The organism is Paenibacillus cineris (assembly GCF_018333335.1).
GTDB classification, from domain to species: domain Bacteria; phylum Bacillota; class Bacilli; order Paenibacillales; family Paenibacillaceae; genus Paenibacillus_AQ; species Paenibacillus_AQ favisporus.
Map to the genome: position 1 here is coordinate 4,209,370 of NZ_BORU01000001.1, position 16,168 is coordinate 4,225,537.

9 protein-coding genes are annotated in these 16,168 nt (G+C 58.2%); all 9 read right to left on the reverse strand.

Annotated elements, in window-relative coordinates; translation table 11 throughout:
- Positions 1-14: 14 nt before the first annotated feature.
- Positions 15-1,328: an NfeD family protein gene (locus KI379_RS19660; protein ID WP_444544276.1), complete on the reverse strand. Its 1,314-nt coding sequence runs from the start codon at positions 1,326-1,328 to the stop codon at positions 15-17.
- Positions 1,329-1,491: 163 nt separating this feature from the next.
- Positions 1,492-1,935 carry a GatB/YqeY domain-containing protein gene (locus KI379_RS19665; RefSeq protein ID WP_076169799.1) on the reverse strand — a complete coding sequence of 148 codons (444 nt, stop codon included), beginning with the start codon at positions 1,933-1,935 and terminating at the stop codon, positions 1,492-1,494.
- 16 nt (positions 1,936-1,951) lie between these two features.
- The gene (gene rpsU, locus KI379_RS19670) at positions 1,952-2,125 is read right to left on the reverse strand and encodes a 30S ribosomal protein S21 (protein WP_005547957.1); all 174 of its coding nucleotides are present in this window, start codon (positions 2,123-2,125) and stop codon (positions 1,952-1,954) included.
- A 138-nt stretch (positions 2,126-2,263) separates the two neighbouring features.
- Complete coding sequence (locus tag KI379_RS19675) at positions 2,264-2,623, reverse strand: histidine triad nucleotide-binding protein (RefSeq protein ID WP_076169798.1); 360 nt, start codon at positions 2,621-2,623, stop codon at positions 2,264-2,266.
- A gap of 187 nt (positions 2,624-2,810) precedes the next feature.
- Positions 2,811-3,338, reverse strand: coding sequence for a hypothetical protein (locus KI379_RS19680; protein WP_212984811.1), 528 nt, complete (start codon positions 3,336-3,338; stop codon positions 2,811-2,813).
- 100 nt (positions 3,339-3,438) lie between these two features.
- The gene (locus tag KI379_RS19685; RefSeq protein WP_212984457.1) at positions 3,439-6,891 is read right to left on the reverse strand and encodes an AAA family ATPase; all 3,453 of its coding nucleotides are present in this window, start codon (positions 6,889-6,891) and stop codon (positions 3,439-3,441) included.
- 1 nt (position 6,892) lies between these two features.
- On the reverse strand, positions 6,893-8,065 hold the full coding sequence (locus tag KI379_RS19690; RefSeq protein WP_076169795.1) for an exonuclease SbcCD subunit D: 1,173 nt from the start codon (positions 8,063-8,065) through the stop codon (positions 6,893-6,895).
- A gap of 306 nt (positions 8,066-8,371) precedes the next feature.
- Positions 8,372-12,442: a helicase-exonuclease AddAB subunit AddA gene (gene addA, locus KI379_RS19695; RefSeq protein ID WP_212984458.1), complete on the reverse strand. Its 4,071-nt coding sequence runs from the start codon at positions 12,440-12,442 to the stop codon at positions 8,372-8,374.
- A complete protein-coding gene (gene addB, locus KI379_RS19700; protein WP_212984459.1) occupies positions 12,423-15,953 on the reverse strand; it encodes a helicase-exonuclease AddAB subunit AddB in 3,531 nt (1,176 codons plus the stop codon). Before addB ends, addA begins: the two co-directional genes overlap by 20 nt.
- Between the last annotated feature and the right edge of the window lie 215 nt (positions 15,954-16,168).

The following is a 16,168-nucleotide window of genomic DNA, read 5'->3' on the forward strand; positions in this document are numbered from 1 at the left end:
CTAAAAAGCCAGCATTATTCCGGCTTTACGACAATTCTCGCACCTTCGACGCGAACGACCTTGACCGGTGTGCCCGCCGCAACAAACTCTCCATCCGTTACGACGTCGATCCGCTCGCCTTCCACGTCAACGGTACCGGACGGACGGAGCGGCGTCACGCTAACGCCTGATTTTCCAAGCAAATCCTCCTTCGCATCGGTCGGAACGAAGCCCTGCTCCTTGGTCAGCGATTCTTTCAGGATGAAGCGGTTCCAGATGCCCTTCTCCTTAAATATGATCGCGACGATCACCACGACCACGACGGCCGCCGCAAATGCGATCCCGAGCGAGAACAAGGCGTGCGTCGTATCGTAAGCTGCCCGGACAACGCCCGCAATCAGGCTGACTGCACCCAGAATACCTAGGATGCCGAAGCTCGGGACAAACATTTCTAGAATCATAAGAATGAGCCCGATAATAAAGAGCAGCCACGTCTCGGATCCTGCGAAGCCCGCCACATAGTTACCGAAGAAATACAGTACAAAGGCAACTACGCCTACGATCCCCGGAACGCCAAAGCCAGGAATCATCAGCTCGATGACGACACCGGCGATCCCCAGGAACAGCAAAATGATCATTACGGTTGGATGTGTCAGAAAGGCTGCCACCTTCTCCGCACCGGTATGCTCGACCCGGAAAACGTCATCCGTCGAGTACCCCATCCATTGAATCGCTTCTTCAGGCGTTGATGCGATATGATCGGCATATCCGACCTTCAAAGCCTGTTCGCTCGACAAGGCGATAATATCGCCTTTCTCTTTCTTCTCACCGATCGCCGGCATGTCGACGACCATGTTGATATCCGCCATACCCTCGGCGATTTTGCTGTCCCGTCCGCTGGACTCAGCCGCTGCGCTCATTTTCGACTTCCAGTACGCGACCAGCTTGGCATCATCCACGCGTTTTCCCGTACGGTCCACCATGGCGGCGGCACCGATCATGCTGCCTGGCTTCATGGCGATTTTATCGGCATTCAGCGCGATATAGCTGCCGGCCGAAGCGGCATTGCCTTGAATGTAAGCAAGCGTAGGGATCTTGCTGTCACGGATCATCTGCCCGATTTTGTCGGCGGTATCGACAAGCCCGCCCGGCGTGTTGATCTCGAGCACAACGAGCCCGGCATTCATCTTGGCCGCTTCGTTAAAACCGCGGCGCATGAACTTCTCAAGCCCCGTCTCAATTTCCTGGTCTACCGGTATGATATAGACCGGGCCGCTCTTCTCACCGGTTTCGGCGGATGCCCGCCCGGGAAGCCAGCTGCCGGCAACCAAAAATATGAGCATCAGCATCATTACGAGAGACTTAAGCCCCTTTTTGGCCAAATTCACCTTACCCCTCCTTTCCACATTCCCGTTATAATGTCCATCATATGGTAGTTATTACGCATCATAGAAGGGAATCGTTTCAGAAAATGAAAAAACACCCCTGAAATCAGGGGTGTTTCACTTATGTTTATTGCAGAAATTGTTGAACCACTTGGTTCACAAGTTTGCCGTCTGAGCGTCCCTTTACCTTCGGCATGAGCGCGCTCATCACTTTCCCCATGTCGGCTTTCGAAGAAGCACCGGTTTCCTGGATGGTCTGCTGTACAATAACTTTAATTTCTTCTTCGGAAAGCTGTGCGGGAAGATACTGACCGATAATCTCGATTTCTGCTTTTGCATGTTCCGCAAGGTCCTCGCGGTCTGCTTTTTGAAATTCTTGGAGGGCATCTTTGCGCTGTTTGATTTCACGACTGAGGATATCAAGCACTTCGTTGTCATCCAAAGTTCTTTTCAAATCTATTTCAAGATTCTTGATCGTCGAACGAACCATTCGAATCGTGGAGAGTTTGAACTTGTCTTTACTCTTCATCGCCTGCTTCATATCTTCGTTCAATCGTTCGCTAAGATTCATGCTAGTTCAAATCCTCCTAAAACTTTCTCTTACGAGCAGCCTCGGACTTTTTCTTGCGCTTTACGCTTGGCTTTTCATAATGCTTACGTTTCTTCACCTCAGCCAATACGCCATCCTTAGCGATGGAGCGCTTAAAGCGGCGAAGTGCAGCATCAATAGTCTCGTTTTTGCGAACTTTAGTTTCAGACACCAGTTTTCCCTCCCTCCGACCAGACCGTCCAAGAGCAATAACACGGTTCATCAAACTTAATTATAGGTGAAAGAGAAATAGGGTGTCAACCTCAGGGCCTATTTTTTCACCAAAGGCCGGATTTGCCGGGGTACAAGCTTATGCGTGAGAGTCGGAAATTCCGGTCAGGGCGCCCAGTTTGGCCCCTCCGAGCAGGTGATAGTGGATATGATGGACCGCTTGTCCGCTATCCGGTCCGCAATTGTTGATGAGCCGGTATCCCGACTCATTGACGCCCAGATCCTTGGCGACCTGCTGGGCCACCTGATGCATTTCGGCGATCAGCGGGAGATCCTCCTCCTGAACCTCGTTCATTGAGGCGATATGTTTTTTCGGGATGATCAGCACGTGAACCGGCGCGGCCGGCTGAATGTCACGAAATACCAGGATCCGTTCGTTTTCAAAGACTTTCTGGGAAGGGATGCTCCCTTCAACGATTTTGCAAAACAGGCAATCCATCGGATTGTTGCCTCCTTTAATATGTAAGAGATTTTCTTTTCTTATCATACCGGATATAAAATGACCCGTCCAATGTCCCCGATGTATCCGGCTAAGAAATAGTTCAGCTGGCGCGCGACGAAACCAAAAGAAGAGGGACACCGGTTCTCCCGGTATCCCTCTTCAGGTTCGTACGTTATATCAGATATTAAAAAAATGGCAGCAGCGACAGCGCCGTCAATCCGGCCAGAGGCAGAATCAAACGGTTAAAGCGGCGTCCGTAGAACGGGTACCCAAAGCCGTAGCCGTATCCAAACGGAGGATAGAACCCTGGGAAAAATGCTCGGTAGTCATATCCCGGGAAACCTCCGCAAGGGTGGTAGCAGCCATGATGGACCGGCATGACCGCTGGCGCCAAGTTGGCCGGAGCTACATGAGCCGGAGCTACATGAGCCGGAGCCACGTTTGGTGACACGTTAGCAGGCGACACATACGTCGGAGCTACGTTTGCATTCGGCGACACATGTGCAGGCGACACATACGTCGGAGCTACGTTCGCATTCGGCGACACATGTGCAGGCGACACGTTTTCATGGCCGACCGGTACTGCCAGATACAGCTTCTCCTCATCAACACTTTCCACAAATCCGTCATGTACGCTTCCGTCCGCCATTGTCGCGCGGACATAGCGGTACATATGTTTTTTGCATAACTCTATGGCCTCAAACTTTTCCATTGCCCTTCACAGCCTCCCAATTTCAGAAGATTTACATCAACATCGTATTCAAGGCTGGGCGAATGGCTACTGTCTTTTTCAAAAAATTATGGATGATGGCCTACAGCGTTTCAGGAACGATCCGCGAGCCGCCTCCGGCCTGCTCGGCAGGCATCACGATCAGCTTGCGCGGAAGACGGGCCCGCAGCTCGGGCACATGGCTGATGATGCCGACCGACAAATGATCGTTATGCAGCTTCTCCAAAGAAGTGATTACCGTATCGAGCAGCTCGGGATCCAGCGTCCCGAATCCTTCGTCAAGGAAGAAAAACTGCAAAGGATATTGGCCCCGGAGCTGAATTTGCGCAGACAGGGCCAGCGCAAGGGACAGGGAGGTCAAGAAGGTCTCGCCTCCGGACAGGGTGGACACCGGACGGCGCACCCCTCCGTTGGCGTCGTCCCGAATCAGGAAGCCTCCCCCGGAATCGACCTCCAGCGCATAGCGCTGCTTGGTCAAGAATCGCAGACGCTGTGAAGCAGCCTGGCTGACCTGCATCAGCTGCTCCTCGGCAATGTATTCGACGAAGGCATTGCCCCGGAGACAGGACTGCAGCTTGGAGAGCTTCTCGGCTTCCTGCTGCCGCTGCTTGCGGATCAGTTCCAGCTGCGACCAGCGGACATGGCGCTTCTCCACGTCGTCCAGGTCCCGCTCCGCCCTTGCCCGCTGCTGAAGCGCCGTCTCATCGCGCTCCCGGCAGGCAGCCAGCTCCGCGGAGATCCGCTGCCACTCTTCTTCGGTCACGCCGCGGCCGTCCAGCTGCTCTGCCAGATGGCGGAGCTGCACCTTGATCTCCTGCTCCCGTTCGCGGTGCAGCCGAACCCGCTCCGCGCTGTGCACTTCTTCCTCAGGCGGCATGCAGGCGTCTGCCACTTCCTCCGACGTGGCGAACGGAGAAGCCGCCAACTGCTCGTCCCAGCGGGCCTGCGCTTTTCGGCAGTGCTCCTCCGCGGATTCCGCCGCCTGGGCTGCCATCGCCGCCGCTTTGGCTGCTTCATGCTTAAGCTGCTCGGCTGCCTGGCGCTTCTCTTTGGAGCGCGCCGCAGCTTCCCGAAGGGAGAGCAGGCGCTGCTTGCAGCCTTCCAGCAGCCGGTCGGCGGACTCGCTGCCGACCCAGGCCTGAAGGCGCCGCTCCTTCTCGGCCAGCAAATCCTGCTTGCCCTGCAGCTGGGCATCCCATTGAATGAGCGACTTGTCGAGATCGTTGATCTGCCGCTCCAGCGATTGGACCGAGGCCGTTTTCTCCTCGATAAAAGGGATGCTGATCTGCAGCCGCTCGCGGATCTCTTCGGCCTGCGCATCCTTCTGCTGGATTTCCGCGGACAAACGGTCCGCCTGCTCCGGCTGAAGGTCCGGAAGCTCCCGGCGCCACTCCTCCTGAAGCCTTAGGTATTCCCGCTTCTCCGTTTCAAATCGGTCGCCCAGCTTAGTGAACGTTTCCCGAAGCGACTCGATTTCAGCCGTTCGCTTCACCTGCAGCGCGCTCAGCGCTTCCCCCCGCTCCTTCAGCGCGGCATGCTCGCGCTGAAGCTGTCTCGTGGAGGATGCCAACGCTTCGGCGTCCTCCTCCATTTTCCGGATCCGGGATTCCCACGCGGGCCTGGAAAATGACTCCACTTGCTCCGGATCCGAGACCAGCTCGAGGGCAGCGGCCGCTTCGCCTGCGCCTTCCAGCGGGCCAGAACCGGCCTGGAAGGGAGCCCCTACCCCCACCTGGACCCCGGGCTCGTACGATTCGAGCAAGCTCCGGGTCTCATGTACAAGCTGACGCCCGCTGAGCCGCAGCTCCTGCAGCTGCTGGCGGAGAAGCCGCAGCAGTTCCAGCAAACCGTCATCCGCAACAGGCGCATCCTGATCCGGAGATACCGGTGCCGGATGATGGGATGAACCGCATACCGGACACGGTTCTCCCGGGCGCAGCTCGGCGGCCAGCGCCAGCGAAAGCGCGTGGAGCTCCCGCTCTTTGGAGGAAGAACGGACCAGCGCCTCTTCCTGGTCGAGGCGGGACAACGCCGCCTCCATCCGGCTGTCATGGCCCAGAACCTGCTCCATATGGGCCGAAACCGCGAGCGCGAACCGCTTCTGCTCCTGCAAATGCTGCTCCCGCTCCTGCGCAGCCTGCTGCAACAGCGCTTCGGCTCTGCTTCGCTTCTCGCCATGCTCTTTAAATTCATCCTCAGTGCTCCGCAGCCGCTGCTCGCTTGCTCCCAGCTGCTGAACGTGCCGCATCGCCTTATGCAGCCGTTCACGGTCCTTCGCTTTCACTTCCAGCCCCTTCAGGCTTTCCTGCAGCTCGGACTGCCGCTTGAGCCCTTTGGCGAGCAGCTCCTGCTCCTTGGCCAGAGCTTCAGTCCGTTCCTTGCTTTCATGGGCCGTCTTTGACCGCTGCTCAACCAGCTGCTGCAGCACAGTCTTCAGCTCGTCCCGCTCCCGCTGCAGCAGTACCGCCTGCTCCAGCTGCTCCTGGCGCTGCAGCAGCTTCGGCTCCTCAGCGGCAAGCTCCCGGTGCGACGCATCGTCGGCGGCAGCGGCCTCCCGGGCCGCCGTATCCGCGGCCTCAGCCTTCGTCTGAAGCTGCTCCGCCTCCCGGGTGCGTTTGTCCCATTCCTGCCTGCTGTCCGTCCACTGCGTATACAAAGGCATGATCGCCCGTGCCGCAGCAGACTGTCCCAGCTGGCGTTCAAGCCGGACAATCGCTTCTTCTTCAGCGGACAGCCGGTGGAGCTCCTGTTCGCGCCGCTCCTTCTCCAGCTGCATCTCCCTGAATTTGCCGGCCTTCTCGGCCTCCTCGGTCATTTGCCGCAGCTTCAGCCGCGAAGCCTCCGCCTCCAAGGCGGCTTCCTTGAGTCTGTTCCTCGCTTCGTCCACCGCTTCCGCGCCTGCGCTGCCGAGGCCTTGCTGCTCCGCCTCCACTTCCTTCAGTGCAGCATCGTTGTCCTTCACCCGCCGGCTGAGCTTCTGCGCGAGCAGGTCGCCGTATTTTTCCAAATGGAACAGGCGCTGCAGCATCTGCCTGCGCTCACTGCCCTTCAGCGACAGAAACTCGGCAAACTTCCCCTGGGGAAGGACGACGGCCCGCGTAAAGTCTTCCATTTTCAGACCGATTTTGTCTTCCACGCAGCGGGTGACTTCAGCCAGCTTGTCTGCCATAACCGTTTCACCTTCCGCGGTGACCTCGATAAACCGGCTAACCGTATTGCTGACTGACAGCTCGTTGGTTCTTTTAAAACGGCGCTCCACTCTGTACCGCTTCGGTCCGTCCGCGGAACTGAGTTCAAAGGTAAAGGAGACGTACAGTGCATCTTCCGAATGGTTCATGATGCCCTGCGTGCCGTTCACCGCACGTTCGACTTTGCCGTACAGAGCCAGGGTCATTGCGTCCAGAAGCGTCGATTTGCCGCTGCCTGTCGGTCCAAAAATACCGAACAGCCCCATCTGGCACAGCTCGTCAAAATCGATCTGCTGCATTTCGCGATAGCTCTGCAGACCCGACAACTTCAGTGTGATCGGCTTCATGTTACGCTTCCTCCTTTACCTCTGCGTCTTCCGAAGTGAGCGCAAGGAACAATTCAACGAGCGCATCATCCGGCTCGGCTCCTCCGGTCTGGCGCTGGTAGAACTTCCGGAAGAGCTCCGGCACCGGCAGGCTCGACCGGCTGTACTCCACCTCGACCTGTTCCATCTCGGGATACACGGGACGGATATGTACGAACCCTTCGTGACTTTTGCGCAGCCTGTGAATATCCCCAAGAGACATCGCTTCGGTCAGCGAAATCTCCAGATCGATAAAACCGTTCGCATCCCTGCCTTCATCCAGCCAGCGATGAACTTCCTCCAGTCCACCCTTTGCTTTCCACCGGATTAACGGCCGGCCGCAGGACAAATAAACCTCCTCCATTACGGGCTGCTGCCCCGGGGCCACATCGATGATGGAAACGGACTTCGCTTGACCGGCCTCGGAAAAGCTGTAGGCGAGCGGGGACCCGCTGTAGCGGATCATTCCATCACCCTTGACCGCCTGAGGCCGGTGCAGGTGGCCAAGCGCCGTATACTGCGCCCCAACCGCAAGCGCCGATGGGTCCACCGTATACGCGCCTCCGACCTGTATCGGCCGTTCCGAGTCGCTTTCCACGCCGCCAAGCACGTAAATGTGGCTCATGGCCAAATTGACGGTCTCGGGCGTAAAGCTTGACGCCAATTTCCGCATCAGCATGCCTACGCGGGCGCTGTATGCCCGGCGGAGCTCCTCTTCGTCGCCTTCGGCGGCGAGCAGCTCATTTAAGCGGGCTTCGGACGGATAAGGGAGCGCCGCAATCTTGGCGATCTCCCCGGTCCGGACCGCTTGAACCGTGACGGCTTCGGCCACGGGAAGCCCGACCAGCGTGATTCCCTGCCGGGCGACCAGCGGCGTTACCGACGAAACCCGCTCGGGCTGATCATGATTGCCCGCAATGACCACGAGCGGCGTCCCTCCTTCCGTCAGCCGGGCCGCCGCCTCATAAAACAGCTGTTCCGCTGCCGCCGGCGGATTGACCGAATCATAGACATCCCCGGCCATCATGACCAGATCAATCTTCTGATCGTGTACGATCCGGACCAGTTCCTCAACGAAATCTTCCTGCTCTTTCATCCGGCTCCGGCCCTCGAGCGTCCGTCCAAAGTGCCAGTCACCCGTGTGAAGTATGCGCATCCTGCTTCTCCCTCCTGAACTTGCTTTCGCGCAAGCCGTGAACCCAGACGGATTCATGCCGTGTATGGGTCACACCTAAAAATGAAAACACTCAGCCAACGATCCATTCCTAAACCCGACCGCGTCTAAGAATACATTCAAATTCTACTAAACGATCGATCCTATTAAACTATCGACTCTATAAATTATCAATTCTAAAAAACGATCAAACTGCCATTTAAAAAACAATCAGATCAAGAAACCTATCAACCGAAAAAACCTGTCCAATCGAAAATACTACCAAATCAAAAAGCACTGAACACTCCACTACAGCAAGACGGACTGCTTGGCATCCACAAAGTACAGCCATTTCTCCTGGACCGCCTCACCTAATATATCTTCCAGCGCCCGGGCGTACAGTTCCAGCTGTAACCGATAGCTCTCCGCCAGAGCGGCTATTCCGCCGCGGTGTTCCAGCACCCGGTCGGTTTTATAGTCGACGATGACATATTTACCGTCCTGACGGAACAGGCAGTCGACGATCCCTTGAATGAGCACCACTTCGTCCGAAGCCCGGGTTCCTGCATCCGTTGCCTTCATCGGTATGATGTTCCCTTCGTTAAAACGCTCGGTCGCCAGCAGCGCTTGGTGCGCCTCATGAGCCGGAAGGCCGTAGCTGAAAGGCATTTCCCTCGACACCCACTCCGCCGACTGCAGTCTCTTTCCGATGTCGCTGTCAAAAAAGGAGGCGATTTGCTCCGGCTCCACGATCTCCGCCTGCGAGCTTGTAAGGATCGACAGGTCGACCAATCGCTGCAGCGTGGCTTCAACGACCCGCAAATCTACCAATCCCGCATCCAGAGGGATGTGCTGCATGACGGTATGGTACACCGTTCCCCGTTCCGTAGAACTCAGCCGGCTCTGCTCCATAAATTTGGGCCGGCGCAGGGCAAGCGTACTTGTCTGCTGGGAGGCAGGCAAACTGTGCTCCCGCCGGACCCGGGTCTCCTCGACCCAGTCCAGGGTGGGCCCGTCCTGCAAGGCAAGCAGCTTTTTCATTTCGGTCACGGACGTTTTGGCCGAGAGCCGGCTGGCGGCAGCATGCGGATACTGCCAGTTCAGCCGGGCGGATATTTGGTCAGGTGACAAAAAAGAACCTCCATCCGGCACATCGCTGCCCGGGAGTACCGTCTCTCTGCGAAGTAGCGATTGCAGCTTGCGCCGGCGCTCCGGCGTCGATTCTTCCGCTTCCTCCCAGCCCCCAAGCGCCGCCAGCGTGAGATCCTCTGGGGAGAGGATCGAAATGCGCCAATCCGCCGGATCGTTCTCCAGCGCGGAGGCCGTCTCGCCTTCCAAACCGCCGAGCTCGCGCAGCTTGGCGGCCGCCGGGTGGCGAATCAGCGCAGGCCCGACCCAGTCGAGGTAGCTTCTGCCCCTTGCCAAGAGGTAATCGGGGAGCATCAGCTCCGGCCGGCTCTGCACCTGGGCCCAGGAGGACACCTTTTTCTCCAGATCCTTCACCGTCCCGATCAAGATCATCTTTTCTTTCGGCCGGGTCAGGCCGACGTAGAGCACACGCATTTCCTCGGCAAGCAGCTCAAGCTGGGATCGGCGGCGGATGGCCAGGTTCGGGAGCGTCGGATAGCTGACCCTCTTCTCGGTATCCACAAATTTCGGTCCGAAGCCAAGCTCTTTATGCATCAGGAACGATGCGTTCAAATCCTGCTGGTTGAACATTTTGGACATGCCTGCCAAAAACACGACCGGAAATTCGAGGCCCTTACTCTTATGGATTGTCATAATCCGCACTGCGTTGTCCCGGCTTTCAGCCGTGCCTGGTCCGCCCAAATCTGATCCGTTGTCACGCAGTCTGGAAATAAACGTCAAAAAGCGGAACAGTCCGCGGGAAGATGTCGTCTGTTCAAACTGGACCGCCCGGTCGTGCAGCGCCTTCAGATTGTCCTGCCGCTGCATTCCTCCGGGAAGGCCGCCTACCCAATCCAAATATCCCGTTTCCCGGTACAGCAGCCAGATCAGATCCCCCAGGCCGCCTTGACGGGCAATATTTCGCCAGCGTTCCAGCGAAGCCAGGAACCCTGCCAGCTTCCGCTGCAGTTCTGGAGAGAGGATGAATTCCTCATCCACTGCTTCCGTTTGTTCCGCCCACTCCAGGGCGGCGGCACTTTCAGCGTAGGCAGGGAGCGTCCCTTCTTCGTCCGGAATCGAAATTGAATCTCCAGGCTCCGCAGACGCGGGAACCGTCGCTCCTGCAGCCGCCATGACGGCCTCATAGAACGTCCCCTTCCCGCACAACCGGACCTGTGCCAGATCTTCCTCGGTCAGGCCGACGATCGGCGAGCGCAGCACGCCTGCAAGCGGAATGTCCTGCCGGGGGTTATCGATAATCTGGAGCAGGGACAGCATAATTTCCACTTCGGTCGCCTGGAAATACCCCTGATTCTGCTCCCCGTCGGCAGGGATGCCGAGCTGGCGCAGCTCCTCCATGATCAGCGGCCCCCAAATATAGGCGGACCGAAGCAGGATGACCATGTCGCCGTAACGGACAGGCCGCATCGCTTTGGTCTCCTTGTCGAATACCTGCATCGGCCTAGGCGATGTGTCACCCAAGATAGCGCGTATTTTTTTGGCAATCGCTCTGGCCTCAAGCTGAGCCGTCTCCATTTCGGCGGCCTCGCTCTCCTGGATCAGACCTCCGTTGTCGCTGTCCTGAGGCTCTTCCTCAGACGCCTCCCCGCCTCTGGCCTTGTCAATCAGCACCAGCTCCGGCACGTACGGAGACGGCCCTGAAGCCCCTTCAGGCTGGGCTTCCGGATAAGAAGCTCCGTAAACGAGCTCCGCCCGCTCATCGTAGCTGATCTCCGCCACCGTCTCATTCATCAGCTGGCGGAACACCATGTTCACGGCATGCACCACTTCCAGCCGGCTGCGGAAGTTACGGGCAAGGTCGATACGGATGCCGCCGCCCTCGGCGGAAGCATACCTGCGGTACTTGTCCAAGAACAGGCTAGGCTCCGCCAGACGGAAGCGGTAGATGCTCTGCTTGACGTCGCCGACCATGAACCGGTTCCCCGGCAGCTCGCGCGAAATCAGCTTGACGATATCTTCCTGCACGCTGTTGGTGTCCTGATACTCGTCCAGCAGCACCTCGTCGAACTGTTCCTGATATTCCATGGCTGCGTCCGAAGGGAGCGGCTGACCCGGCAACGAATCCGGGTGGCGCAAAATTTGCAGGCAGTAGTGCTCCAGATCGCTGAAATCCACCGCGTTTCTTCTCTGCTTTTCATGAAGATAGCGGTCGCCGAACTCAATGACGAACTCCGCCAGCTCCTTCATGAGCGGCGCCGCCCGGTGCAGCTCGGCCAGAAAGGCATCGGCCGGCCGGCCAAACAACGCCCCTTTCAGATCCTGCACCGTTTTCTTGACCGCTTCCCGCAGCTCCTTGACCCTCTCCTGCAGTGCCGGGTCGGTCTCCTCCTTGCGGCAGCTCTTCAGCTTGCTGAACGAAACTGTCTGAAAGCGTTCGAACAGCTCGTCCCACGGACGGTTGTCCAGCGCATCCCTGAGCGACTGGACTACCTCCAGATCGGCGTTCAGGTTATCCAGATAGGGCCCCGGTCCTCCGGGCAGCAGTGTCAGACGCCGGGCCTGCTCCAGCAGTCCTTCGGCCCCGGCAAGCGCCAGCCTCGCATCCTGAAGGATGCTCTTGACCCACTGGCTTTCGCCCAGACTTGCCGTATCCGGCAGCAAAAAGGACTCGGCCATATCCCGCAGCCACTGATCGGGCCAGGAGTGGCTGCGTGAGAAATCGTAGAGCCTCTGCACTAAATGGTGGACGGCATCGTCCGTACGCTCACCGCTGAACCAATCCACCAGCGCGATAAAATCGCTTTCCTCCGGCTGCTCCCCGTATTTCTCCTCGAACAGCTCCTCCAGGATTTCCTGGCGCATCAGCTCGGCTTCATTCTCGTTCAGGATCCGGAACCCCGGATCGATCGGGATCATCTGATAGTACCTGCGAATCACTTCAAGACAGAAGGAGTGAAGCGTCGTGATGGAAGCACGCCCGAGCAGGGACAGCTGCCGCCGGAGGTGGGTATTCTCCGGATCCTTCTCCAGCTGCCGGTCCAGCGCGTCGCGGATGCGCTCACGCATCTCGGCCGCAGCCGCCTTAGTGAACGTGGCGACAAGCAGCCGGTCCACGCTGAAGCCCTGCTCCTCATTCAAAATTTTCCGGATGATCCGTTCGACCAGAACGGCCGTTTTCCCTGAGCCTGCCGCCGCCGCGACCAGAATGTGATCGCCGTGAAGCGAAATCGCCTTCCACTGATCGTCGCTCCACATGCTGCCTGCCGGCTTTTCAATTTCGATCATGCGCATCTCCTCCTTGGCGGCTGGACATCATTTCCCATACCTGCGATTTATTTGGCTTGCCGAGCATATGGTAATGGTTGCCCTCGACATTTTCGTCAAACTGGCACACCGGCTTGAACGGACAGAACGTGCATGCCGTCTCCTGCTGGATGCGGTAAGGCTCGATGTCCACGTCCCCTTCGGTAATTCTCGTTCCAATCCGGGTGATATTGTCCCTGACGGAAGACAGCAGCGTATCCCACTGATCCGGCGTGGCGACCGATGCGGAGCTGTAGAAGCTTCCGTCCGATTTGACGGCAACCGGAAGGATGGATGAATGGCCTTTGTCCAGAGATGCGTCCATTTTGGATATGACGTCGCGGTTGGCCAGCAGCAGCCCCTTCATTTTAAACCGTTTGAGCAGCTCTTCCGCCGCCTGCTCCATCGTCAGCCCGTTGCTCGACTGCAGGATCGGATCATGCACGTGAAAATACAGCGTTCCCGCCGGCAGCGCCTTGCTGCCCAGCCAGTGCTCCGCATAGGTCAACAGCACGTCCAGATAGGTCAGCATCTGCAGGGACAAGCCATAGTACACCTCATGAAGCCGCAGGTCCTTCTGTCCGGACTTATAATCGATTACACGCAGCAGCAGTCCGTTTTCGCCTTGGGCCATATCCACCCGGTCGATTCGCCCGATGACCTCCATCACCGTTCCGTTCTCAAGGGAGAAGGTCAGCGGAGGCAGCGGTTTACCCGGGCCAAAATCCAGCTCCAGGCCGACCGGCTCAAAGCTTCCCCGCCGTGCCTGCTCGCCCAGAATGACGGAGGCGCGGCTGACGATATTTTTGAGCTTGCGCGAAATGTAGCCGTAGCGCTTGCTGCTCATCAAAATTTCTCCCTGCAGCATCGGAGCGAGGCGCTCTACCGTTGTTTCCGCTTCGCGCCGGCACTCTTCGGCCGTCAGGCTTCCCCAGCTCCGTTTCTGTTCCTGCAGCCGCAGCGCCATTTGGGTCAGCGCCGCGTGGAACAGCTGGCCGATATCCGGCGCCTGCAGGCGGTACAGCTGCCGTTCGCGCAGCTTCAGCCCGTGTGAAGCGAAGTGCGAAAACGGGCAGGCCACGAACCGCTCCATGCGGGATACGCTCGTCCGGATTTTGGCACCGTACAGCCTGCGGCTGGTCTGCGGCTCCAGCTGGCGGGTATCGTTGCGGTAAAACAGCGACCGCAGCAGCATATCCAGCGGCCCCTTCCATTCCCGTTCCCGGATATACCAGTTGTACACATCCCACCACAGCTGCGGAATTTCCGCGCCCTGCTTCCATTTGCGCAGCTGAATGATCAAATGGCTGAGGCTCTGGCGGGGGTGGGATAAATACGCAAGCAGCTCTTCTTCCCGCTGCTCCGCCGATGGCTGCGCCGACAGGCGGCGAATCGGCAGACCCGGGAACATTTTACGGACATGCCTCACTACTTCAGACGGCAGCAGCTCCTTGCCCTCATCGTCTGCGGCCGGATAGCTGACCCATACATGCCGGCTGGCCGAGGTCAAGGCGTTGTAAATCAGGAACCGTTCGTCGAGCAGCTTGCGCGAAATGCCAGGCGCCAGCTCCATTCCGGTTTGCGACAGCAGGGAGCGCTCCTGTTCGGTCAGCACCCCGTCATCCTGAAACACAGCCGGGATGACTCCGTCGTTGACGCCGAGCAGAAACGCGTACTTTACGCCGCCCGTCCGCGTCCGGTCCATATTGCCGATCAGCACCTGATCGAGCGCAGGCGGAACGAGGCCCAGCTTCAGTTCGCTCAGTCCCGTTTCCAGAATGCCGGCAAACAGCTCGAAGGCCATCTTCTCCGTACCCATCATTTCCACAATCTGATCCAGCAGCTCCAGGACCGCATCCCACAGCTGGCGGTGTTCCCTCGCCGCCTCCGGGCGCCCGGACTCCAGCGCTTCGCGGCTCCACAGGTCCAGCTTCTCGGGAATGTCGGCTTCCTCGAGCAGACGGAAGACCGCTGTGCTGAGCTCCTCGGCGCTGCCCGCCTTCTTCACCCGCTTGCCGAAGGCCAGCAGCGGCTCGCTGACCACCCTCCGGCAGTGCTCCATCAGGCTGAGAAGCTGCTCTCCGGATCTGCGTCGCTCTCCGCCGTTTTCCTCCAGGGACAGGCTCGGAATAGCTTTCCACGGGCGGCCGTCCGTCCAGCGGTATCCCTGAATTCCGCAGGCGAGGGCATAGTTCTCGAGCACGTCCATATCCTCCCGCCCCAGCGACCCGTCCAGCGGAAGCAGCAGGTCGCTCTTGATGCAGCGGAATACGTCCTCATGCCGCCAGTTCCGGCGCACGACATCCAGTGCGGAACGGATAAACTCCACCAGCGGATGGTGCAGCTCGCTTCGCTTCTGGTCGAGAAAGAACGGAATGCCGTAGTCCCGGAACAGGGGCTCCACCAAATGCTCGTAATCGCCCAAATTACGGACGAACACGGCCATTTCGCGGTATCTCGCCCCTTCCTCCCTGGCCAGGCGCAGCATCTCCCTCAAAGCCCCTTCCACTTCGGTGCGCCGATTCTCGGCGGCATAGAGGGAAATCCCTTCGGTTTCCTGAACCTGATCATTCTCCTGCCCCTTCCAGGGAATCCGCCGGTCATAACCGCGCTCTAAATGAGCAAGCCGCGGGCTGAGGCGGAATTTGGGCAGGTCCGATGCCGGCAGAATCGAATCGTTCGTTTCGATGCCCAGCTCGTCGGCCATTCCTCTTAGCTTGATGTAAGTCGTGGCAGTCGGGTGGAACAGGTCCAGCTCATGCGGCTGCATGCTGCCGTGGTACGGCTTGTCCAGCGTGAGCGCAATGGTGACCGATGACGCATGGGCCATCAGCTCGCGAACAACCCCGTATTCCTGCGGAGTCATCCCGTGGAAGCCGTCGATCCATACGTCCGCGCCTTTGACATAAGACGAGCTGCGAATCCCTTCGGCCAAAGTGACGAGCGTATCTTCATCATCTATATAAAGCGGTGATATTTCCTGTTCAAAGTCGCGGTACACCGTCCATAAATCCTCCAGCTTATAGCGCAGGATCGGCGCGGCCGCCTTCTGCTCCGTCAGCTGGGTCAAATGCTCTTCCAGCACGGCGGAATCTACGCAGTACCGCTTGAGCTCGGTATACAGCTCGTTCAGCTTGCCTATGAAACCCAGCTGGTCGCCGGAGGCGCCGAACAGCTTCAGCTCCTCTTTGCGGCGCTGAATGATTTTGTACAGCAGCATTTTTTTGCCTTCTTCGCTGATGCCGACTCTCGCCGACCCGCCGGTCTCCTGCATCACCCGGTACGCCAGGCGCCGGAAGCTGAGAACCTGCGCACGGACGCTGCCTTTGACAGCGCCCGATGATACCAGGCTGTGCTCCGCCTGGAATGAGCCCTGCTCGGGAACGAGCAGGATCAGCGGGCTGCCCTTAGGCTCTGTTTGCAGCCGGGACGTAATCTCGCTTAGGATCGCCGTCGTCTTGCCGCTTCCGGATCGTCCGATCAGAAAATGAACCGACATGGTGTTGCCTCCTTCGTATGTAAACCTCGAAAACTATTAAATATAAGTATAACACAACCTTTTTTGAAAAGAACGTATGTTTGCGGAACTGTAAAAAGGAGGCACTTACCGTTTTTTGCATTTATCCGATACGCTCAACCCGAAGGAACGCCGTGACCCGGCATGCCAAACAGCGGTACAGGAGGAGGTGATCCTCTTGTACCGCTGTCTCTTGT